General features: G+C 70.4%; 17 protein-coding genes. 1 reads left to right on the forward strand and 16 read right to left on the reverse strand.

What is annotated here, in order from left to right; translation table 11 throughout:
• Positions 1–182: 182 nt before the first annotated feature.
• Genes nuoN through ACZ6A9_RS03795 form a run of 14 tightly spaced genes read right to left on the reverse strand, consistent with a single transcriptional unit; the run spans position 183 to position 16,312 of the window.
• Positions 183–1,841, reverse strand: a complete 1,659-nt coding sequence (gene nuoN / locus ACZ6A9_RS03730; RefSeq protein ID WP_468977449.1) for an NADH-quinone oxidoreductase subunit NuoN — start codon at positions 1,839–1,841, stop codon at positions 183–185.
• The gene (locus ACZ6A9_RS03735) at positions 1,838–3,409 is read right to left on the reverse strand and encodes an NADH-quinone oxidoreductase subunit M (protein ID WP_468977451.1); all 1,572 of its coding nucleotides are present in this window, start codon (positions 3,407–3,409) and stop codon (positions 1,838–1,840) included. Before ACZ6A9_RS03735 ends, nuoN begins: the two co-directional genes overlap by 4 nt.
• A 5-nt stretch (positions 3,410–3,414) precedes the next feature.
• Entirely contained in the window at positions 3,415–5,379 is a 1,965-nt protein-coding gene (gene nuoL / locus ACZ6A9_RS03740) for an NADH-quinone oxidoreductase subunit L (RefSeq protein WP_468977453.1), read from the reverse strand.
• A 14-nt stretch (positions 5,380–5,393) separates the two neighbouring features.
• Positions 5,394–5,693: an NADH-quinone oxidoreductase subunit NuoK gene (gene nuoK / locus ACZ6A9_RS03745; RefSeq protein ID WP_037929353.1), complete on the reverse strand. Its 300-nt coding sequence runs from the start codon at positions 5,691–5,693 to the stop codon at positions 5,394–5,396.
• Positions 5,690–6,547, reverse strand: a complete 858-nt coding sequence (locus tag ACZ6A9_RS03750) for an NADH-quinone oxidoreductase subunit J (protein ID WP_468977457.1) — start codon at positions 6,545–6,547, stop codon at positions 5,690–5,692. The genes nuoK and ACZ6A9_RS03750 overlap by 4 nt, the downstream gene beginning before the upstream one ends.
• A complete protein-coding gene (nuoI, locus tag ACZ6A9_RS03755; protein ID WP_468977463.1) occupies positions 6,544–7,185 on the reverse strand; it encodes an NADH-quinone oxidoreductase subunit NuoI in 642 nt (213 codons plus the stop codon). The genes ACZ6A9_RS03750 and nuoI overlap by 4 nt, the downstream gene beginning before the upstream one ends.
• Complete coding sequence (nuoH, locus tag ACZ6A9_RS03760) at positions 7,178–8,557, reverse strand: NADH-quinone oxidoreductase subunit NuoH (RefSeq protein WP_468977465.1); 1,380 nt, start codon at positions 8,555–8,557, stop codon at positions 7,178–7,180. The genes nuoI and nuoH overlap by 8 nt, the downstream gene beginning before the upstream one ends.
• Complete coding sequence (locus tag ACZ6A9_RS03765; RefSeq protein WP_468977468.1) at positions 8,554–11,058, reverse strand: NADH-quinone oxidoreductase subunit G; 2,505 nt, start codon at positions 11,056–11,058, stop codon at positions 8,554–8,556. Before ACZ6A9_RS03765 ends, nuoH begins: the two co-directional genes overlap by 4 nt.
• The gene (gene nuoF / locus ACZ6A9_RS03770) at positions 11,055–12,401 is read right to left on the reverse strand and encodes an NADH-quinone oxidoreductase subunit NuoF (RefSeq protein ID WP_468977470.1); all 1,347 of its coding nucleotides are present in this window, start codon (positions 12,399–12,401) and stop codon (positions 11,055–11,057) included. The genes ACZ6A9_RS03765 and nuoF overlap by 4 nt, the downstream gene beginning before the upstream one ends.
• Positions 12,401–13,270: an NADH-quinone oxidoreductase subunit NuoE gene (nuoE, locus tag ACZ6A9_RS03775; RefSeq protein ID WP_468977472.1), complete on the reverse strand. Its 870-nt coding sequence runs from the start codon at positions 13,268–13,270 to the stop codon at positions 12,401–12,403. Before nuoE ends, nuoF begins: the two co-directional genes overlap by 1 nt.
• Complete coding sequence (locus ACZ6A9_RS03780; protein ID WP_468977474.1) at positions 13,267–14,583, reverse strand: NADH-quinone oxidoreductase subunit D; 1,317 nt, start codon at positions 14,581–14,583, stop codon at positions 13,267–13,269. Before ACZ6A9_RS03780 ends, nuoE begins: the two co-directional genes overlap by 4 nt.
• 55 nt (positions 14,584–14,638) lie before the next feature.
• Complete coding sequence (locus ACZ6A9_RS03785; RefSeq protein WP_468977477.1) at positions 14,639–15,388, reverse strand: NADH-quinone oxidoreductase subunit C; 750 nt, start codon at positions 15,386–15,388, stop codon at positions 14,639–14,641.
• Positions 15,385–15,939 (reverse strand): NuoB/complex I 20 kDa subunit family protein, encoded by a 555-nt coding sequence (locus tag ACZ6A9_RS03790; protein WP_030565381.1) that lies wholly within the window; start codon positions 15,937–15,939, stop codon positions 15,385–15,387. Before ACZ6A9_RS03790 ends, ACZ6A9_RS03785 begins: the two co-directional genes overlap by 4 nt.
• Before the next feature lie 13 nt (positions 15,940–15,952).
• Positions 15,953–16,312 carry an NADH-quinone oxidoreductase subunit A gene (locus tag ACZ6A9_RS03795; protein ID WP_019755222.1) on the reverse strand — a complete coding sequence of 120 codons (360 nt, stop codon included), beginning with the start codon at positions 16,310–16,312 and terminating at the stop codon, positions 15,953–15,955.
• A gap of 749 nt (positions 16,313–17,061) precedes the next feature.
• On the opposite strand from ACZ6A9_RS03795, the gene ACZ6A9_RS03800 reads away from it, so the two are divergent.
• Entirely contained in the window at positions 17,062–17,895 is an 834-nt protein-coding gene (locus tag ACZ6A9_RS03800; protein WP_468977486.1) for a C40 family peptidase, read from the forward strand.
• A 279-nt stretch (positions 17,896–18,174) separates the two neighbouring features.
• On the opposite strand, the gene ACZ6A9_RS03805 is transcribed toward ACZ6A9_RS03800, so the two are convergent.
• Together ACZ6A9_RS03805 and ACZ6A9_RS03810 are read right to left on the reverse strand one after the other, a co-directional pair.
• Positions 18,175–19,875, reverse strand: a complete 1,701-nt coding sequence (locus tag ACZ6A9_RS03805) for a hypothetical protein (protein WP_468977491.1) — start codon at positions 19,873–19,875, stop codon at positions 18,175–18,177.
• A gap of 150 nt (positions 19,876–20,025) precedes the next feature.
• A complete protein-coding gene (locus ACZ6A9_RS03810; protein ID WP_468977493.1) occupies positions 20,026–21,309 on the reverse strand; it encodes a geranylgeranyl reductase family protein in 1,284 nt (427 codons plus the stop codon).
• Positions 21,310–21,344: the final 35 nt, after the last annotated feature.

The raw sequence follows: 21,344 nt of genomic DNA on the forward strand, positions 1-21,344 counted from the left end.
CCCGGCGACACCGTCCGTCCCTGCATCGTCCCATCCCCCGTGCGTCGTACCTCGACCACTGCGTCCACGATAGGCGCCCGCACCGACAGCCCCGGAGTTATCCACAGGCTCGTGGGAAACGACGGCGGCCCGGCCCCCTGCATGGGGTGCCGGGCCGCCCGCTCGGTCCGCGGCGCGCGGTGTCAGCGCACGAACACCCCCGCGTCGCCGGCCAGCTCCAGGAAGTACTGCGGCGCCACACCGAGCACCACCGTGACCGCCACGCCGACCGCGATCGCCGTCATCGTCAGCGGTGACGGCACCGCGACGGTCGGGCCCTCGGGACGCGGCTCGCTGAAGAACATCAGGACGATGACGCGGATGTAGAAGAACGCCGCGATGGCCGACGAGATCACGCCGATGACGACCAGCGGGGCGGCGCCGCCCTCCGCCGCCGCCTTGAACACGGCGAACTTCCCGGAGAAGCCGGAGGTCAGCGGGATGCCCGCGAAGGCCAGCAGGAACACCGCGAACACCGCCGCCACCAGCGGGGAGCGCCGGCCGAGCCCCGCCCACTTCGACAGGTGGGTCGCCTCGCCGCCGGCGTCCCGCACCAGCGTGACCACCGCGAACGCGCCGATCGTCACGAACGAGTAGGCCGCCAGGTAGAACAGCACGGACGAGATGCCCGACGGCGTGGCCGCGATGACACCCGCGAGGATGAAGCCGGCGTGCGCGATCGACGAGTACGCCAGCAGCCGCTTGATGTCGGTCTGGGTGATCGCGACGATCGCACCGGCCAGCATGGTGACGATGGCGACGCCCCACATGACCGGACGCCAGTCCCAGCGCAGGCCGGGCAGCACCACGTACAGGATGCGCAGCAGCGCGCCGAACGCCGCCACCTTGGTCGCCGCCGCCATGAAGCCCGTCACCGGCGTCGGGGCTCCCTGGTACACGTCGGGCGTCCACATGTGGAAGGGCACGGCGCCGACCTTGAACAGCAGGCCCATGACCACCAGCGCGGCGCCGGTCAGCAGCAGCGCGTCGTTGCCCGTGGTGGCGGCGAGCGCCGGGGTGATCTCGGGGACGGTGCCCTCGACGACCTGCGCGATCGTCGCGTACGACATCGAGCCCGCGTAGCCGTACAGCAGGGCGATGCCGAACAGCATGAACGCGGAGGCGAACGCGCCGAGCAGGAAGTACTTGACCGCCGCCTCCTGCGACATCAGCCGCTTGCGGCGGGCCAGCGCGCACATCAGGTACAGCGGCAGCGAGAGGACCTCGAGCGCCACGAACAGCGTCAGCAGGTCGTTGGCGGCCGGGAAGACCAGCATGCCGGCGACCGCGAAGAGCAGCAGCGGGAACACCTCGGTGGTGGTGAACCCGGCCTTGACGGCCTTCTTCTCGCTGTCGCTGCCCGGTACGGCCGCGGCCTGCGCGGCGAAGGAGTCGACGCGGTTGCCGTGCACCTCCGGATCGAGCCGGCGCTCGGCGAAGGTGAACAGGCCGACCAGGGCGGTCAGCAGGATGGTGCCCTGGAGGAACAGGGCCGGTCCGTCGACGGCGATGGCGCCCATCGCCGCGATGCCCGCCTTGGTCGTGGCGTACCCGTTCGCGGCGAGCGCCACGACCGCGGCGAACGCGGCGGCGAGCGCGACCACCGATACGAACATTTGTACGTAATAGCGGAATTTCCGTGGTACGAACGCCTCGACCGCGATCCCGACGATCGCCGCGCCCACGACGATCAGCGTGGGGGCGAGCTGCCCGTACTCGATCTTCGGCGCGTCGATCTTCGTGATCGGGTCGGCCGCGGCCACCGTTGTCCACAGGCTGTGGACGGCTGCTGTTGCGCTCACTTGGCCGCCTCCACCTCGGGCCGGGGGTCCTTCTTCTGTACGTCGGACATGGTGTGCTCCACCGCCGGGTTCACGACGTCCGTGAGGGGCTTGGGGTAGACGCCCAGGAAGACCAGCAGCACGACCAGCGGCGCCACCACGGCGATCTCCCGCACCCGCAGATCGGGCATGGCCGAGACCTCGGGCTTCACCGGGCCGGTCATCGTCCGCTGGTAGAGGACGAGGACGTACAGCGCGGCGAGGACGATGCCGAAGGTCGCGACGATCCCGATCACCGGGTACCGCGTGAACGTGCCGACCAGCACCAGGAACTCACTGACGAAGGGCGCGAGCCCCGGCAGCGAGAGGGTCGCCAGGCCGCCGATCAGGAACGTCCCGGCGAGCACCGGGGCGACCTTCTGCACCCCGCCGTAGTCGGCGATGAGCCGCGAACCGCGCCGCGAGATGAGGAATCCGGCGATCAGCATCAGCACGGCCGTCGAGATGCCGTGGTTGACCATGTAGAGCGTCGCGCCGGACTGGCCCTGGCTGGTCATGGCGAAGATGCCCATGATGATGAAGCCGAAGTGCGAGATCGACGCGTACGCGATCAGCCGCTTGATGTCGCGCTGGCCGACCGCGAGCAGCGCCCCGTAGATGATGCTGACGACCGCGAGGACGAGGACGACCGGCGTCGCCCACGTGCTGGCCTCCGGGAACAGCCCGAGGCAGAAGCGGAGCATCGCGAAGGTGCCCACCTTGTCGACGACCGCCGTGATCAGCACGGCCACCGGCGCGGTGGACTCCTGCATGGCGTTGGGCAGCCAGGTGTGCAGCGGCCACAGCGGCGCCTTCACCGCGAAGGCGAAGAAGAAGCCGAGGAACAGCCAGCGTTCGGTGTTCGTCGACATCTCCAGCTCGCCGCTGGCCCGCGCCGCGGCGATCTCCGGCAGCGAGAAGTTCCCGGCGGCCACGTACAGCCCGATCACCGCGGCCAGCATGATCAGACCGCCGGCGAGGTTGTAGAGGAGGAACTTCACCGCCGCGTACGACCGCTGGGTCGCCGCCTTCTCCTCACCGTGCTCGTGGGCCCGGTCCCCGAAGCCGCCGATGAGGAAGTACATCGGGATCAGCATGGCTTCGAAGAAGATGTAGAAGAGGAAGACGTCGGTGGCCTCGAAGGAGAGGATCACCATCGCCTCGACGGCCAGGATCAGGGCGAAGAAGCCCTGCGTCGGCCGCCACCGCCTGCTCCCCGTCTCCAGGGGGTCGGCGTCGTGCCAGCCCGCCAGGACGATGAACGGGATCAGCAGGGCGGTCAGCGCGATCAGCGCCACCGCGATGCCGTCCACGCCCAGCTCGTACCGGACGCCGAAGTCCGCGATCCAGGCGTGGGACTCGGTGAGCTGGTAGCGGTCGCCGCCCGGGTCGAACCGCACCAGGACGGTGATCGCCAGGGCGAGCGTGGCGAGCGAGAACAGCAGGGCCAGCCACTTGGCGGCCGTGCGTTTCGCGGCCGGTACGGCGGCCGTGGCGATCGCCCCGATGGCCGGGAGCGCCGCCGTCGCTGTCAGCAGAGGAAAGGACATCGGTATCAGACCGCCCTCATCAGCAGGGTCGCGGCGACGAGGACCGCGGCGCCGCCGAACATCGAGACCGCGTAGGAGCGCGCGAAGCCGTTCTGCAGCCTGCGCATCCGCCCGGACAGGCCGCCCATGGAGGCCGCCGTGCCGTTGACGACCCCGTCGACCAGGGTGTGGTCCACGTACACCAGCGAGCGGGTGAGGTGCTCACCGCCGCGGACCAGGACCACGTGGTTGAAGTCGTCCTGGAGCAGGTCGCGCCGGGCGGCCCGGGTGAGCAGCGACCCGCGCGGGGCGACGGCCGGCACCGGACGGCGCCCGTACTGGGCCCAGGCGACCGCCACGCCGATGACCATCACGGCGACCGTGGACAGCGTCACCGTCAGGGCGCTGACCGGCGGGTGGCCGTGGGCGTACCCGGTGACGGGCTCCAGCCAGTGCGCGAAGCGGTCGCCGATGCTGAAGAAGGCACCGCCCGCGACCGATCCGACGGCCAGCACGATCATCGGGATCGTCATGGACCTCGGCGACTCGTGCGGGTGCGGCGGCTCGTACGTGCCGCGCGTCTCGGCGGCCGGCTCCACGCCGGGGGCGGCCGGGGACGGCGTCGGCGCGTTGCGCCAGCGCTCCTCGCCGAAGAACGTCATCAGCATCACGCGCGTCATGTAGTACGCGGTGATGGCCGCGCCCAGCAGGGCGCAGGCGCCGAGGATCCAGCCCTCGGTGCCGCCCTTGGCGAACGCCGCCTCGATGATCTTGTCCTTGGAGAAGAAGCCGGACAGCCCCGGGAAGCCGATGATCGCGAGGTAGCCGAGGCCGAAGGTGACGAAGGTGACCGGCATGTACTTCCTGAGGCCGCCGTAACGGCGCATGTCCACCTCGTCGTTCATGCCGTGCATCACCGAGCCGGCGCCGAGGAAGAGACCGGCCTTGAAGAAGCCGTGCGTCACCAGGTGCATGATCGCAAAGACGTAGCCGATCGGGCCGAGGCCCGCGGCCAGCACCATGTAGCCGATCTGCGACATGGTCGAGCCGGCCAGGGCCTTCTTGATGTCGTCCTTCGCGCAACCGACGATCGCACCGAACAGCAGCGTGACCGCGCCGACGATGGTGACCACCAGCTGCGCGTCCGGGGCGCCGTTGAAGACGGCCGCCGAGCGGACGATCAGGTACACGCCCGCCGTCACCATGGTCGCGGCGTGGATCAGGGCCGAGACCGGGGTCGGGCCCTCCATCGCGTCCCCGAGCCAGGACTGCAGCGGCACCTGGGCGGACTTGCCGCACGCGGCGAGCAGCAGCATCAGGGCGATGGCGGTGAGCTTGCCCTCGCCCGCCTCACCGGCGAGAGAGGCCTCCCCCGCGCCGCCGAGCACCGGCCCGAAGGCGAAGGTGCCGAACCAGAGGAACATCAGCATGATCGCGATGGACAGGCCCATGTCGCCGACGCGGTTGACCAGGAAGGCCTTCTTCGCGGCCGTGGCGGCGCTGGGCTTGTGCTGCCAGAAGCCGATCAGCAGGTAGGAGGCGAGACCGACGCCCTCCCAGCCGACGTACAGCAGCAGGTAGTTGTCGGCGAGGACGAGGATCAGCATCGCCGCGAGGAACAGGTTCAGATAGCCGAAGAAGCGGCGGCGCCGCTCGTCGTGCTCCATGTACCCGACGGAGTACAGGTGGATCAGCGAGCCGACGCCGGTGATCAGCAGGACGAAGGTCATCGACAGCTGGTCGAGCCGGAAGGCGACGTCGGCCTGGAAGCCCTCCACCGGGATCCAGCTGAACAGGTGCTGCGTGACGGTGCGTTCACCGGCGTCCTTGCCCAGCAGGTCGGTGAAGAGCACCAGGCCGAGCGCGAAGGAGACGGCCGCGAGCAGCGTGCCGATCCAGTGGCCGACGGCGTCAAGACGGCGTCCGCCGCACAGCAGGACCACCGCTCCGAGCAGGGGCGCCGCCACCAGCAGCGCAATCAGGTTCTCCACGATTCAGCAGCCCCTCACAGCTTCATCAGGCTGGCGTCGTCGACCGAGGCCGAGTGGCGGGAACGGAACAGGGACACGATGATCGCCAGCCCGACCACGACCTCCGCGGCGGCCACGACCATCGTGAAGAACGCGATGACCTGCCCGTCGAGGTTGCCGTGCATCCGGGAGAAGGCGACGAAGGCGAGGTTGCAGGCGTTGAGCATGAGCTCGACGCACATGAACACGACGATCGCGTTGCGCCTGATCAGCACACCCGTGGCGCCGATCGTGAACAGCAGCGCGGCCAGGTACAGGTAGTTGACGGGATTCACTTCGACGCCTCCTCGGCCCGCTTGAACGTCGGCGGATCGATCGCCTTGCGCTCCAGGCGTTCCTCCGCGCGCTGCTCCATCGCCCGCAGGTCGTTGATGGCCTCCTGCGACACGTCGCGGACCTGGCCGCGGTCGCGCAGCGTCTTGCTGACGGTGAGGTCCGAGGGGGTGCCGTCGGGCAGCAGGCCCGCGATGTCCACGGCGTTGTGCCGGGCGTAGACGCCGGGCGCCGGCAGCGGCGGCAGGTACTTGCCGTCGCGCACCCGCTGCTCGGCCAGCTCCCGCTGGGTCCTGGCCCGCTCGGTGCGCTCCCGGTGGGTGAGCACCATGGCGCCGACGGCGGCCGTGATGAGCAGGGCGCCGGTGATCTCGAAGGCGAAGACGTACTTGGTGAACAACAGGGCCGCGAGGCCCTCCACGTTGCCGCCCGCGTTCGCCTCGCCGATGCCGCTGAACTCGTTCAGCGAGGCGTTGCCGATCCCGCCGACCAGCAGGACGCCGAAGCCGAGACCGCACAGCAGGGCCAGCCAGCGCTGGCCCTTGATGGTCTCCTTCAGGGAGTCGGCCGCGGTGACACCGACCAGCATCACGACGAACAGGAACAGCATCATGATCGCGCCGGTGTAGACGACGATCTGGACGACGCCCAGGAAATAGGCGCCGTTGGCCAGGTAGAACACCGCGAGGATGATCATGGTTCCGGCGAGGCAGAGCGCGCTGTGCACGGCCCGCCGCATGAACACGGTGCACAGGGCGCCGATCACGGCGACCGTGCCCAGGATCCAGAACTGGACGGCCTCTCCGGTGGAGGTGCCGGCGGAGAGAGTCACCGCGGCGGCGAGCTGACCGGTCATCGCCCGACCACCTTCCCCGACGCCGGTTCCTCCGGCCCGAAGGTCGAGTCGGCCTCCTGGACCACCTCGCCCTCCGAGTGGGCGGCCTGCTGCTCCGTGCCGGGCGCGGCCTCGGTCACCAGGCCCCGGTAGTAGTCCTGTTCGTCGGTGCCCGGGTACATGGCGTGCGGGGAATCGACCATCCCCTCCTCCAGACCGGCGAGCAACTGCTCCTTGGTGTAGATGAGGTTGGCGCGGCTGGAGTCGGCCAGCTCGAACTCGTTGGTCATCGTCAGCGCGCGCGTGGGGCACGCCTCGATGCACAGGCCGCACAGGATGCAGCGGGCGTAGTTGATCTGGTAGACGCGCCCGTAGCGCTCACCGGGCGAGTAGCGCTCCTCGTCGGTGTTGTCCGCGCCCTCGACGTAGATCGCGTCGGCGGGGCAGGCCCAGGCGCACAGTTCACAGCCGACGCACTTCTCCAGTCCGTCCGGATGGCGGTTGAGCTGGTGCCGTCCGTGGAAGCGGGGAGCGGTGGTCTTCTGCTGCTCCGGGTACTGCTCGGTCAGCCGCTTCTTGAACATGGCCTTGAAGGTCACGCCGAAGCCGGCCACGGGGTTCAGGAAACCGGGCTTGGTGTCCTTGGGTTCCTCAGCCATCGGACGCCTCCTTTCCATCCGTAGATCCGCCCGGAGATTCGTCACTCCGGGTCTCGGGACCGCCGCTGGCGATCAGCTCCCGCTCCCGGCTCGGACGCCGGCGCGGTACGGGCGGCAGCTCCTGGCCCGGCAGCGGCGGCACGGGGAACCCGCCCGCCATGGGGTCGAAGGCCGGTTCCTCGCCGGGCCGTTCGGCCTCCTTGCCCTTGCCCTTGCCGCGGAACATGTCGGCGACGAAGGAGAGCAGCAGCAGGGTGAGGACGCCCCCGGCGATGTAGAGGGCGATGTCGGCGAAGTCGTACTTCTCGTTGCGCAGCGCCCGCACGGTGGCGACCGCCATCAGCCACACCAGGGCGACCGGGATGAGGACCTTCCAGCCGAGCTTCATCAGCTGGTCGTAGCGCACCCGCGGGAGCGTGCCGCGCAGCCAGACGAAGCAGAACAGCAGCGTCAGGAGCTTGCCGGTGAACCAGAGCATCGGCCACCAGCCGTGGTTCGCGCCCTCCCAGAAGGTGCTGACCGGCCACGGGGCCCGCCAGCCGCCCAGGAAGAGGGTCACGGCGACGGCCGAGACGGTCACCATGTTGATGTACTCGGCGAGCATGAACATCGCGAACTTGATCGACGAGTACTCGGTGTTGAAGCCGCCGACCAGGTCGCCCTCGGACTCCGGCATGTCGAAGGGGGCGCGGTTGACCTCGCCGACCATCGTCACGATGTAGATGAGGAAGGAGACCGGCAGCAGCAGGATGTACCAGCGGTCGGCCTGCTGCTCGACGATCGTCGACGTCGACATCGACCCCGAGTAGAGGAACACGGAGGCGAACGCGGCGCCCATGGCGATCTCGTAGGAGATCATCTGGGCGCAGGAGCGCAGACCGCCGAGGAGCGGGTAGGTGGAGCCGGAGCTCCAGCCCGCCAGGACGATGCCGTAGATGCCGACCGAGGCGACCGCGAGGATGTACAGCATCGCGATCGGCAGGTCGGTGAGCTGCATCGTGGTGCGCTGGCCGAAGATCGAGATCTCGTTGCCGGCCGGCCCGAAGGGGATCACGGCGAACGCCATGAAGGCCGGGATGGCCGCGACGACCGGCGCGAGGACGTAGACGACCTTGTCCGCGCGCTTGACGACGACGTCTTCCTTCAGCATCAGCTTCACGCCGTCGGCGAGCGACTGGAGCATGCCCCAGGGGCCGTGCCGGTTGGGGCCGATGCGCAGCTGCATCCAGGCGACGACCTTGCGCTCCATGACGATGGAGAGCAGCACGGTCACCATCAGGAAGGCGAAGCAGAACACCGCCTTGACGACGATCAGCCACCAGGGGTCGCGGCCGAACATCGAGAGGTCTTCAGCGGCGAGGTACGGGCTCATGCCTCCACCTCCTGGGGGGCCTCACCGGCGAGCGTCGCCGGGCCGATACGGACGAGGGAGCCGGGCAGGGCCCCGGTGCCGGAGGCCACGCCGCCGCCCACGGAGTTCAGGGGCAGCCAGACCACCCGGTCGGGCATCTCGGTGACGGCCAGCGGCAGTTCGACGGTCCCGGCGGTGCCGGTCACAGCCAGCAGTTCGCCTTCCTCGACGCCGACCTCGGCGGCCGTGGCGGCCGACAGGCGGGCGCGGGCCGCGTGCCGGGTGCCGGCCAGCGCCTCGTCGCCCCGTTGCAGCAGGCCCTGGTCGAGCAGCAGCCGGTGTCCGGCGAGCACGGCCTCCCCGGCGGCGGGCCGGGGCAGTCCGCCCGCGGTCTCCAGCGGGTCGGTGGCCCGGGGTCCGTCCCAGGCGCCGAGCCGGTCGAGCTCCGTGCGGATGGTGCGCAGGTCCGGCAGGCCCAGGTGGACGTCCATGGCGTCGGCGAGCATCTGCAGCACGCGCGCGTCGGTGGGCGCGACCGGGCGGGTCATCTGGTCGGGCTTGAGCGCCGCCTCGAAGAGACGGACCCTGCCTTCCCAGTTGAGGAAGGTGCCGGCCTTCTCGGCGACCGCGGCGACGGGCAGCACCACGTCGGCGAGTGCGGTGACCTCGCTGGGGCGCAGCTCCAGCGAGACGACGAACCCGGCCTCGGCGAGCGCGGCCCGTGCGCGGTGGGGGTCGGGCAGGTCGGCGACCTCCACGCCCGCGACCAGCAGCGCCTGGAGCTCGCCGCGGGCCGCGGCCTCGACGATCTCCGAGGTGTCGCGGCCGTAGCGGTGCGGCAGTTCGGCGACGCCCCAGGCGGCGGCGACCTCCTGCCGTGCGCGCGGGTCGGTCGCCGGGCGGCCGCCCGGCAGCAGCGCGGGCAGCGCGCCCGCCTCCAGCGCGCCGCGCTCCCCGGCCCGGCGCGGGATCCACACCAGGCGGGCGCCGGTGGCGGTGGCGAACCGGACGGCCGCGGTGAGCCCGCCCCGTACGGCCGCCAGCCGCTCGCCCACGACGACGACCGCGCCCTCGGTGCGCAGCGCCTCGGCGGCCGCGGCCCCGTCGCCCTCCAGGCCGACGCCGCCGGCCAGCGCGTCCAGCCATTCGGTCTCGGTGCCGGGGGCGGCCGGCAACAGGGTGCCGCCGGCCTTCTCCAGCCCGCGCGTGGCGTGCGTGGCCAGGGCGAAGGTCCGCTGCCCGTGTCCCCGCCAGGCCTTGCGCAGCCGTAGGAAGACCCCGGGCGCCTCCTCCTCGGACTCGAACCCGACCAGCAGCACGGCGGGCGCCTTCTCCAGGAAGGTGTAGGTGACGCCCGTGCGGTCGAGGTCACGGCCGCGACCCGCGACCCGGGCGGCGAGGAAGTCGGCCTCCTCGGCGCTGTGCACGCGCGCCCGGAAGTCGATGTCGTTGGTGTCGAGCGCCACCCGCGCGAACTTGCTGTACGCGTAGGCGTCCTCGACGGTGAGCCGGCCGCCGGTCAGCACACCGGTGCGGCCCCGCGAGGCGAGCAGCCCCTGGGCCGCGATCTGCAGCGCGTCGGGCCAGGACGCGGGCTCCAGGTCACCCTCGGCGTTGCGCACCAGGGGCTTGTCGAGGCGGTCCCGCTGCTGCGCGTACCGGAAGCCGAAGCGGCCCTTGTCGCAGATCCACTCCTCGTTGACCTCGGGGTCGTCGGCGGCGAGCCGCCGCATGACCTTGCCGCGCCGGTGGTCGGTGCGGGTGGCGCAGCCGCCGGAGCAGTGCTCGCACACCGACGGCGAGGAGATCAGGTCGAAGGGGCGGGAGCGGAACCGGTAGGCGGCCGAGGTGAGCGCGCCGACCGGGCAGATCTGGATGGTGTTGCCGGAGAAGTACGACTCGAAGGGGTCGCCCTCGCCGGTGCCGATCTGCTGGAGCGCGCCCCGCTCGACCATCTCGATCATCGGGTCGCCGGCGATCTGGTTGGAGAACCGGGTGCAGCGGGCGCAGAGGACGCACCGCTCGCGGTCGAGCAGCACCTGCGTGGAGATCGGTACGGGCTTGTCGTAGGTGCGCTTCTTGCCGTCGAAGCGGGACTCGGCGTGGCCGTGCGACATGGCCTGGTTCTGCAGCGGGCACTCGCCGCCCTTGTCGCAGACCGGGCAGTCCAGCGGGTGGTTGATGAGCAGGAGCTCCATCACACCCTTCTGGGCCTTCTCGGCGACCGGCGAGGTGAGGTGGGTCTTCACCACCATCCCGTCGGTGCAGGTGATGGTGCACGAGGCCATGGGCTTGCGCTGGCCCTCGACCTCGACGATGCACTGGCGGCAGGCGCCAGCCGGGTCGAGGAGCGGGTGGTCGCAGAACCGGGGGATCTCGATGCCGAGTGTCTCGGCGGCCCGGATGACCAGGGTGCCCTTGGGCACGCTGATCTCGGCGCCGTCGATGGTCAGGGTGACGAGGTCCTCGGGCGGGAGGGCCGCCTCTCCCCCTCCGGAGGGGGCGTTGGTGGTCACCGTCATGCGTGCACCTCCGTACGGTCGGCCCAGGCCGTCGACTTGGCCGGGTCGAAGGGGCAGCCACGGCCCGTGATGTGCTGCTCGTACTCCTCGCGGAAGTACTTGAGCGAGGAGAAGATCGGTGAGGCTGCGCCGTCGCCGAGGGCGCAGAAGGCCTTGCCGTTGATGTTGTCGGCGATGTCGTTCAGCTTGTCGAGGTCGGCCATCTGTCCCTTGCCGGCCTCGATGTCCCGCATCAGCTGGACGAGCCAGTACGTGCCCTCGCGGCAGGGCGTGCACTTGCCGCAGGACTCGTGGGCGTAGAACTCGGTCCAGCGGGTGACGGCGCGCACGACGCAGGTCGTCTCGTCGAAGCACTGCAGCGCCTTCGTGCCGAGCATGGAACCCGCGGCGCCGACCCCTTCGTAGTCGAGGGGGACATCGAGGTGCTCGTCGGTGAACATCGGGGTGGAGGAACCGCCCGGCGTCCAGAACTTCAGCCGGTGGCCCGGACGCATCCCGCCGCTCATCTCCAGCAGCTGGCGCAGGGTGATGCCGAGGGGCGCCTCGTACTGGCCGGGGCTCGCGACGTGGCCGCTGAGGGAGTAGAGCGTGAAGCCGGGCGACTTCTCGCTCCCCATGGAGCGGAACCACTCCTTGCCCCGGTTCATGATGGCGGGGACCGACGCGATCGACTCGACGTTGTTCACCACGGTGGGGCACGCGTAGAGGCCCGCGACTGCGGGGAAGGGGGGACGGAGCCGTGGTTGGCCCCGGCGGCCTTCGAGCGAGTCGAGCAGCGCGGTCTCCTCACCGCAGATGTACGCGCCGGCGCCCGCGTGCACGGTGAGTTCGAGGTCGAGTCCGCTGCCCAGGATGTTCTCGCCGAGCAGGCCCGCCGCGTAGGCCTCGCGGACGGCCTCGTGCAGCCGCCGCAGCACGGGCACGACCTCACCGCGCAGATAGATGAAGGCGTGCGACGACCTGATGGCGTAGCAGGCGATGACGATGCCCTCGATGAGGCTGTGCGGGTTCGCGAAGAGCAGCGGGATGTCCTTGCACGTCCCGGGTTCCGACTCGTCGGCGTTGACCACCAGGTAGTGGGGCTTGCCGTCCCCCTGGGGGATGAACTGCCACTTCATCCCGGTCGGGAATCCGGCGCCGCCGCGGCCGCGCAGACCGGACTCCTTGACGTACGCGATGACGTCGTCCGGCGACATGGCGAGCGCCTTGCGGAGCCCCTCGTAACCGTCGTGCCTCTGGTAGACGTCCAGCGTCCAGGACCTGTCCTCGTCCCAGAAGGCCGACAGCACGGGTGCGAGCAGCTTCTCCGGGCTCATGTCCTTGAGTTCGGGTGCCAAGGTCATCACTCCCCCTCCTCGGCGACGGGACCCGACGGGTGCTGCGGGTCGGAGGCCGACGTTTCCTCCGGCGCGTCGTGCGAGCTGAGGTGCTCGGTGGGCGACGGCTCGTGCGGCGGGGTGTCCCGGGGTGCCTCACCGCGCGGGTGGACGACGCGCGCGGGCGCGGTCTCCCCCTTGGCCAGCTTCAGGCCGATCAGGGAGGCGGGTCCGGCGCTGCCGGTGGCCTCGACGGCTCCCTCGCGCTTGTCGGGGAAGCCGGCCAGGATGCGGGCGGTCTCCTTGAAGGTGCACAGGGGCGCCCCGCGGGTGGGCGCGACCGGGCGGCCGGCGCGCAGGTCGTCGACCATGCGCTTGGCGCTCTCGGGGGTCTGGTTGTCGAAGAACTCCCAGTTCACCATCACCACGGGGGCGAAGTCGCAGGCCGCGTTGCACTCGATGTGCTCCAGGGTGACCTTGCCGTCGTCGGTGGTCCCGCCGTTGCCGACGCCCAGGTGTTCCTGGAGCTCCTCGAAGATCGCGTCCCCGCCCATGACGGCGCACAGGGTGTTGGTGCACACCCCGACCTGGTAGTCGCCGCTCGGCCGGCGCCGGTACATGGTGTAGAAGGTGGCGACCGCGGTCACCTCGGCCGTGGTCAGCCCCAGCATGTCCGCGCAGAACCGCATCCCGGTGCGCGTGACGTGCCCCTCCTCCGCCTGCACGAGGTGCAGCAGCGGCAGGAGGGCGGACCGGGAGTCCGGGTAGCGGGCGATGACCTCGCGCGCGTCGGTCTCCAGGCGGGCCCGGACGTCGTCCGGGTAGGCGGGTGCGGGCAGTTCGGGCATGCCCAGGCTGACGCCCCGCTCGGACCGCTCGGAAGATGAGGTGGTCACCGGTCGACGCCTCCCATCACGGGGTCGATGGACGCGACGGCGACGATGACGTCGGCGACCTGGCCGCCCTCGCACATCGCCGCCATGGCCTGCAGGTTGGTGAAGGACGGGTCGCGGAAGTGGACCCGGTGGGGGCGGGTGCCGCCGTCGGAGACGACGTGCACGCCGAGCTCGCCCTTGGGCGACTCGACCGCCGCGTACGCCTGGCCCGGCGGGACCCGGAATCCCTCGGTGACCAGTTTGAAGTGGTGGATCAGGGCTTCCATGGAGGTGCCCATGATCTGCTTGATGTGGTCGAGGGAGTTGCCCAGTCCGTCCGGTCCCAGGGCGAGCTGGGCGGGCCAGGCGATCTTCTTGTCGGCGACCATCACCGGTCCGGGCTGGAGCCGGTCCAGGCACTGCTCGACGATGTGCAGCGACTGGCGCATCTCCTCCAGCCGGATCAGGAAGCGGCCGTAGGAGTCGCAGGTGTCGGCGGTCGGGACCTCGAAGTCGTAGGTCTCGTACCCGCAGTACGGCTGCGTCTTGCGCAGGTCGTGGGGCAGGCCGGTGGAGCGCAGCACGGGTCCGGTGGCGCCGAGGGCCATGCAGCCGGCCAGGTCCAGGTGGCCGACGTCCTGCATGCGGGCCTTGAAGATGGGGTTGCCGGTGGCGAGCTTGTCGTACTCCGGCAGGTTCTTGCGCATCTTCTTCACGAACTCGCGGATCCGGTCCACCGCGCCGGGCGGCAGGTCCTGGGCGAGTCCGCCGGGGCGGATGAACGCGTGGTTCATCCGCAGGCCCGTGATCAGCTCGAAGATGTCGAGGACGAGTTCACGGTCGCGGAAGCCGTAGATCATGATCGTGGTGGCGCCGAGCTCCATGCCTCCGGTGGCGATGCACACCAGGTGGGAGGAGAGCCGGTTCAGCTCCATCAGGAGCACCCGGATGACCGAGGCGCGGTCGGGCACCTGGTCCTCGATGCCGAGGAGCTTCTCCACCGCGAGGCAGTACGCCGTCTCGTTGAAGAACGGCGTCAGGTAGTCCATGCGCGTCACGAACGTGGTGCCCTGGGTCCACGTGCGGTACTCGAGGTTCTTCTCGATGCCGGTGTGGAGGTAGCCGATGCCGCAGCGGGCCTCGGTGACCGTCTCGCCGTCGATCTCCAGGATCAGGCGGAGCACTCCGTGGGTGGACGGGTGCTGGGGGCCCATGTTGACGACGATGCGCTCGTCGTCGGCGCGGGCCGCGCTCTCGACGACCTCGTCCCAGTCGCCGCCGGTGACGGTGTAGACGGTGCCCTCGGTGGTCTCGCGAGGGGATGCGTTGGTCATCGCTGCCTCCCGAAGGGAGTCGTTGAGGGGTGGTGGCCGGGAGACGGGTGGGCACTCACGAGTACGACCTCCGCTGGTCCGGAGCCGGGATCTGGGCGCCCTTGTACTCGACGGGGATGCCGCCGAGGGGGTAGTCCTTGCGCTGCGGGAAGCCCTGCCAGTCGTCCGGCATCATGATCCTGGTCAGGGCCGGGTGGCCGTCGAAGACGATGCCGAAGAAGTCGTACGTCTCGCGCTCGTGCCAGTCGTTCGTCGGGTAGACGGAGAACAGCGACGGGATGTGCGGGTCGCTGTCGGGGGCGCTGACCTCGAGCCGGATCAGCCGGTTGTGGGTGATCGAGCGCAGGTGGTAGACGGCGTGCAGCTCGCGGCCCTTGTCGTTCGGGTAGTGCACGCCGCTGACGCCGGTGCACAGCTCGAAGCGCAGGGCGGGGTCGTCGCGCAGCGTCTTCGCGACCCGGACGAGGTGCTCGCGCTCGATGTGGAAGGTGAGTTCGCCGCGGTCGACGACCGTCTTCTCGATGGCGTTCGCGGGGAGCAGGTCCTGCTCCTCCAGCGCGCCCTCGAGCTCGTCGGCGACCTCGTCGAACCAGCCGCCGTAGGGGCGGGTCGCCGGTCCTGGCAGCCGGACCGAGCGGACCAGCCCGCCGTAACCGGAGGTGTCGCCGCCGTTGTCGGCGCCGAACATGCCGCGCTGGACGCGGATCTCCTCGCCGCCCTGGCCGCGCTGGCCGGGGAGGTTCTCCGCGGAGAGGTCCTTCTCCGGGTTGACGCCGTCACCCGCGGTGCCGTTCGCGTCGCTCATCGCAGCAGCCCCTTCATCTCGATCGTGGGCAGGGCCTTGAGCGCCGCTTCCTCCGCCTCGCGGGCCGCCTCCTCGGCGTTCACGCCGAGCTTGGAGCTCTGGATCTTCTGGTGGAGCTTGAGGATCGCGTCCAGCAGCATCTCGGGGCGGGGCGGGCAGCCGGGGAGGTAGATGTCGACCGGTACGACGTGGTCGACGCCCTGGACGATCGCGTAGTTGTTGAACATGCCGCCCGAGGAGGCGCAGACCCCCATGGAGATCACCCACTTGGGGTTCGGCATCTGGTCGTAGACCTGCCGCAGCACCGGCGCCATCTTCTGGCTGACCCGCCCGGCGACGATCATGAGGTCCGCCTGCCGCGGCGAGCCGCGGAAGACCTCCATGCCGAAGCGCGCCAGGTCGTAGCGGCCGGCGCCGGTGGTCATCATCTCGATGGCACAGCAGGCGAGGCCGAACGTGGCGGGGAAGACGGACGACTTGCGCACCCAGCCCGCGGCCTGCTCGACGGTGGTCAGCAGGAATCCGCTCGGCAGCTTTTCTTCGAGTCCCATGACTAGTGGCCCCTCAGTCCCATTCCAGGCCGCCGCGCCGCCATACGTACGCGTACGCGACGAAGACGGTGAGCACGAAGAGCAGCATCTCCACGAGCCCGAAGATCCCCAGGGCGTCGAAGCTGACGGCCCAGGGGTAGAGGAAGACGATCTCGATATCGAAGATGATGAAGAGCATCGCCGTCAGGTAGTACTTGATGGGGAAGCGCCCGCCGCCGGCCGGCGTGGGGGTCGGCTCGATTCCGCACTCGTAGGCTTCGAGCTTGGCGCGGTTGTACCGCTTCGGACCGATCAGCGTGGCCATGACCACGGAGAAGATCGCAAAGCCTGCCCCGAGGGCTCCCAGTACGAGGATGGGCGCATACGCGTTCACCGCTCCTCGCTCCTCTCAGTCGGCATTGACTGCTGGCGTTTGTGCGGCGGGCTCCGTCAGCCCCAACTGCCCCACGAACCACGCCCGCCCCGGCGAAGATCGAGAACATGTGAAGCAGGTCACAAGCCCAACCGCTCCGCATCCTATGCCCGAGCGTCTGTGATCTGCGACACGGGGTATTCCACAACCTTTGTGATCTCCACCACCTGACGAACGATCATGAAGTCGGATGAGCGGTGATCTTCATACGTCAAGCGTTCGCGCGATCACCAAAGGTGACATTTTGACTGGTCAGCGCAGCTCAGAGGGCCCGTCTCCCTATCAAGAGGCTTCCCGTGCATGCAAATTGGCGCTGGACTTGATGTCTTGATAGAGGACCGTTCACACGTCGGAGGGGCGCCGGGGCGGGATGTGGACGTGTGCACGCGTTCACGAAGTCGCGGCGTCACGAACCGGCCACACACGGTCAACACCGGGGCGGGAGTCCGCCGGGTCCGCCGGACGCGACGGACGCGGCAATCGTTCCGTGACGTGCGTCACGTTCATGAGAGGCCGATGAGAGGAGGGGTTGGCCAACCATCCCGACCGGTGGTAGGCGCGGAGCAATTCGGACGTAACGATGAAAGTACGTGATCACGGGCCGATCACGGGCGCCCGCAATGTCCGTTGTGGCGTCAATAAAGAGCCAGACGCCAGGTTTTCCGGGCCCGGATTGAACAACTGTGGCGGAGCACACGTTTCTTGAAGATATGAAGCAGCCCCTGGTACCGGTTGTTCCCATGTCCCACACCGCTCACATACGCAGCCACCGGAAACCCCGCCGTACCGCGTCGTCCACGATGGCGATGCGGGCCGGAGTTGCCGGTGGCGTCCTCAGCACCCTGGCAGTGGCCGGCGCGTCGGGTTCGGCGAACGCCGCCGAGCCGGTGGCGCAGACCCTCGAACTGCCCACCCTGACGGCCGACCTGGCCGCGCAGGTCGCCCAGTCCGCGGACGCCACCCAGCAGGCCGCCGCGAACTACCAGCTGCGGGCCGAGCGTGACGCGGCCGCCGCCCAGGCCGCCCAGCAGGCCAAGGCGGACCTGGTCGAGGCCAAGGAGAAGGCCGAGGCGAAGAAGAAGGCCGCGGAGGAGGCCCGCAAGGCCGCCGCCGAGCGTGCGTCGCGCGACGCCGGGCGCACCGCCCTGGCCACCGCCACGACCGCCACGACCGCGTCCGCGCCGGCCAGCGGCAGCGTCGGAGCCGTCATCGCCTTCCTCAAGGCGCAGGTGGGCGACGCCTACGTCATGGGCGCCACCGGCCCCAACGCGTGGGACTGCTCGAGCCTGGTGCAGGCCGCGTTCAAGCAGGTCGGCGTGGACCTGCCGCGCGTCTCGCAGGACCAGTCGACGGTCGGCACCGACATCCCGCTGTCGCAGATCCAGGTCGGCGACATCCTGTACTGGGGCGGCAAGGGCTCCGCGTACCACACGGGTGTCTACATCGGTAACGGCCAGTACCTGGACGCGGCCAACCCGTCCAAGGGCGTCGTCATCCAGGACCTCTCCGGCTACCCGGCCTCGGGCGCCGTGCGCGTGCTCTGAGCCGCGCCCGTACGGACTGAAGGGCCGCTGCCACCCGGCGGCGGCCCTCCCGCGTCGACCGCACCCCCGCGGTCCGCGTCCACGTCCCGGCACACCAGGGCGAGATCACCCGATTGCCCGAATCGTCGCCTCCGTGCGACGCGTCGACGGCACTCCCCTGCCCCGACGGTGCCCCCTGAAGCCCCGTGACGGCCCCTCACGGGTCCCCGCGCGCACGCAGACGGCCGGAGTCCGCACTCGGGACCCCGGCCGCCCACAGCGCCGTTCACGGCGTCGGCGTCAGGCGACCGCGCCGCCGTCCTGCCGTGCGCGCCGGCGCAGCAGCACGACGACGCCCGCGCCGAGGCCCAGCGCCAGCAGCGCCGCGCCGCCGATCAGCGTCATGCCCCCGGCGCCGGTGAGTGCCAGACCGCCCCCGGTGTCGTCACCCGTGACGTCACCGGACGAGCCGTTCGTGCCGGACGAGCCGTTCGTCCCGGAGTCGCCCTCCCCGCCGGACCCGGGCGGGGTGGAGCCGCCCGACGTGCCCCCGTCGTCCCCGTCGCCCGTGCCGCCGTCGCCCGTGCCCCCGTCCGTCGCGCCGTCGGCGCCGTTGAGCACGATCCAGGCCGAGTTGTTGGTGTGGTCGGAGTCGAAGGGGTTGTCCCACTCGGGCAGCGCCACCTTGCCCCGGGCGCCCTCGACGACCCGGTCGACGCGCAGCTCGAACGGGAAGTCCAGCGCGGCGTTCTCCAGCAGCGGGGTGCTCACCCAGCAGAGGTAGCCCTGCACACCCTCGTCGATGGTGGCCGCCCCGCAGCCCTTGGGCACCGAGGTGACGGTCGCCCCCTCGGGGACGGCCACGGTGAACCCGAGGGGCTCACCGCCGGAGCGCAGGGCGCTGATCCAGGCGGGACCGTTGTTGCGGAAGCCGATCCTCGCCGTGACGGTGTCGCCCGCCCCGGCGGTCCCCGAGGAACCGGTCAGTTCCAGGTCGTAGGTGTTGGTCGTGGGCAGGTCCACGTCCGCGTACCGGGAGTAGTCCGCGGGGTTGGCGGAGGAGAGCTTCCTCAGCGTCAGGTCCCCGCCGGTGCCCGGCCGGTAGTCCTTGGCGGCGCGCAGCGCGGCCGCTTCGTCCGGGGCGAGGGCGGTGAAGGAGTAGGTGAAGACGTCGTGCAGCGCGAAGTCGGCGGTCTTCACCTTCAGCGGCCCGGCCAGCGCGTAGGCGGTGCCCGCGTCGATGCGGTCGGGGAAGGTGCAGAGGGCGTCGGTGCCCTGGCGCAGCAGGGGCCCGGTGGTCACCTCGGCGTAGGCGCAGTTGCCGTAGGAGTCGGGGAAGGACACCCCGCGCGAGCCGTGGAAGCGCAGCACCGCGCCCTCGGCGGGCATGCTGCCGGCGTTGCGCAGGCCCACGGGCGCCTCGTAGGTGCCGCCCGCCCGGAGGCCGTCCGGCACCGACAGCGTGCGGTTGAGGAACTCGGGGCCGCCGACGAGCACGTCGATGGTGAGCGGCGTGAACTCCAGTCCCTCGCCCTCACCGGTGACGGTGATGCTGCCGAGGTCCCCGGCCTCGCTGTCCTCGCCGATGTCGAGCCGGATGCCGCCGACCCTGTTGTACCGGTCGCCCGCGTACAGTTCGCTGCCCGAGCAGACGGCGACCGGGCCGTCGGCCTCGCACGGGAGCTTCACCTTCGCCACGCCCGCCAGTGCGCTCGCGTCGATGCGGATCGTGTAGTCCCCGGTGAACACGGGCGGGATGACGCCGTCGCCCTCGAACGGCTCGCCCGGGGCGTTCAGCCGGAGGTCGACCTGCGGTTCCGAGGGATCGCCGTTGTCGGAGTGGAGCGACAGGTCGACCCGGTCCTCGCCGGTGATCGTCACGGGCAGGGGCGCGTCGGCCGCGTGGGCGGTGCCCGCCGCACCGGCCGCGATCAGACTCGTGGCGGCCACCAGCCCCAGGGCTCTGAGCGGCCCGAGGCGCCGGTTTGCCTGCTGTGTCATGGAAGGCTCTTTCGTCGAACGGGACGTGCCCGGCTGGGTACGTCCCGTTCGACGGCCGCCGTGGACGATCAGTTGCCCACGGAAGTGTCACGCGGTGATCACGGTCACGCATACCTCGCGGTCACAGCGGACAACGGCGGACACACCGCCTCACGCCTTCGGTGCCACCTTGCTCAGCCCGTTGATGATGCGGTCCATCGCGTCGCCGCCCGTGGGGTCGGTCAGGTTGGCGAGCAGCTTCAGGGTGAAGCGCATCAGCATCGGGTGGGTCAGTCCGCGCTGGGCGGCGATCTGCATGACCTTCGGGTTGCCGATCAGCTTCACGAAGGCGCGGCCGAGGGTGTAGTAGCCGCCGTAGGTGTCCTTGAGCACGCGCGGGTAGCGCTGGAGCGCGATCTCCCGCTGGGCCGGGGTGGCCCGCGCGTGCGCCTGGACGATCACGTCGGCGGCGATCTGCCCGGACTCCATGGCGTAGGCGATGCCCTCGCCGTTGAACGGGTTGACCAGACCGCCGGCGTCGCCGACGAGCAGCAGTCCGCGCGTGTAGTGCGGCTGGCGGTTGAAGGCCATGGGGAGCGCGGCGCCGCGGATCGGGCCGGTCATGTTGTCCGGGGTGTAGCCCCAGTCCTCCGGCATGGACGCGCACCAGGCCTTGAGGACCTCACGCCAGTCCAGCTCCTTGAAGGAGTCGGAGGTGTTGAGCACGCCGAGGCCGACGTTGCTGGTCCCGTCGCCCATGCCGAAGATCCAGCCGTAGCCGGGCAGCAGCCGGTCCTGCGGCCCGCGGCGGTCCCACAGCTCCAGCCACGACTCCAGGTAGTCGTCGTCGTGGCGGGGCGAGGTGAAGTACGTACGCACGGCGACGCCCATCGGCCGGTCCTCGCGCCGGTGCAGGCCCATCGCCAGGGACAGCCGGGTGGAGTTGCCGTCGGCGGCCACCACCAGCGGGGCGTGGAAGGTGACTTCCCGCTTGTCCTCGCCGAGCTTGGCCTTCACGCCCGTGATGCGCCCGGTCCGGTCGTCGATGACGGGCGCGCCCACGTTGCAGCGCTCGTACAGCCGGGCGCCGGCCTTCTGGGCCTGCCGGGCGAGCTGCTCGTCGAAGTCGTCGCGCTTGCGGACCAGACCGTAGTCGGGGAAGGAGGCCAGATCCGGCCAGTCGAGCTGGAGGCGGACGCCGCCGCCGATGATGCGCAGGCCCTTGTTGCGCAGCCAGCCGGCCTCCTCGGAGATGTCGATGCCCATCGACACCAGCTGCTTGACGGCGCGCGGGGTGAGGCCGTCGCCGCACACCTTCTCGCGCGGGAACTCGGTCTTCTCCAGCAGGAGCACGTCGAGTCCGGACCGGGCCAGGTGGTAGGCGGTGGTGGAGCCGGCTGGCCCCGCGCCGACGACGATCACATCGGCGGTGTTGTCGGAGAGGGGCTCGGTCACGGCGGGATCTCCCCAAGTTCGAAATCTGCGTGCCG

The organism is Streptomyces sp. NPDC041124 (assembly GCF_055592385.1).

What these genes read in the sequence shown, in the direction of transcription:
- ACZ6A9_RS03735 (WP_468977451.1), bottom strand. Translation starts at nt 3,409, where the DNA reads ATGTCCTTTCCTCTGCTGACAGCGACGGCGGCGCTCCCGGCCATCGGG.
- ACZ6A9_RS03750 (WP_468977457.1), bottom strand. Translation starts at nt 6,547, where the DNA reads ATGACCGGTCAGCTCGCCGCCGCGGTGACTCTCTCCGCCGGCACCTCC.
- nuoI (WP_468977463.1), bottom strand. Translation starts at nt 7,185, where the DNA reads ATGGCTGAGGAACCCAAGGACACCAAGCCCGGTTTCCTGAACCCCGTG.
- nuoH (WP_468977465.1), bottom strand. Translation starts at nt 8,557, where the DNA reads ATGAGCCCGTACCTCGCCGCTGAAGACCTCTCGATGTTCGGCCGCGAC.
- ACZ6A9_RS03765 (WP_468977468.1), bottom strand. Translation starts at nt 11,058, where the DNA reads ATGACGGTGACCACCAACGCCCCCTCCGGAGGGGGAGAGGCGGCCCTC.
- nuoF (WP_468977470.1), bottom strand. Translation starts at nt 12,401, where the DNA reads ATGACCTTGGCACCCGAACTCAAGGACATGAGCCCGGAGAAGCTGCTC.
- ACZ6A9_RS03780 (WP_468977474.1), bottom strand. Translation starts at nt 14,583, where the DNA reads ATGACCAACGCATCCCCTCGCGAGACCACCGAGGGCACCGTCTACACC.
- ACZ6A9_RS03785 (WP_468977477.1), bottom strand. Translation starts at nt 15,388, where the DNA reads ATGAGCGACGCGAACGGCACCGCGGGTGACGGCGTCAACCCGGAGAAG.
- ACZ6A9_RS03790 (WP_030565381.1), bottom strand. Translation starts at nt 15,939, where the DNA reads ATGGGACTCGAAGAAAAGCTGCCGAGCGGATTCCTGCTGACCACCGTC.
- ACZ6A9_RS03800 (WP_468977486.1), top strand. Translation starts at nt 17,062, where the DNA reads ATGAAGCAGCCCCTGGTACCGGTTGTTCCCATGTCCCACACCGCTCAC.
- ACZ6A9_RS03805 (WP_468977491.1), bottom strand. Translation starts at nt 19,875, where the DNA reads ATGACACAGCAGGCAAACCGGCGCCTCGGGCCGCTCAGAGCCCTGGGG.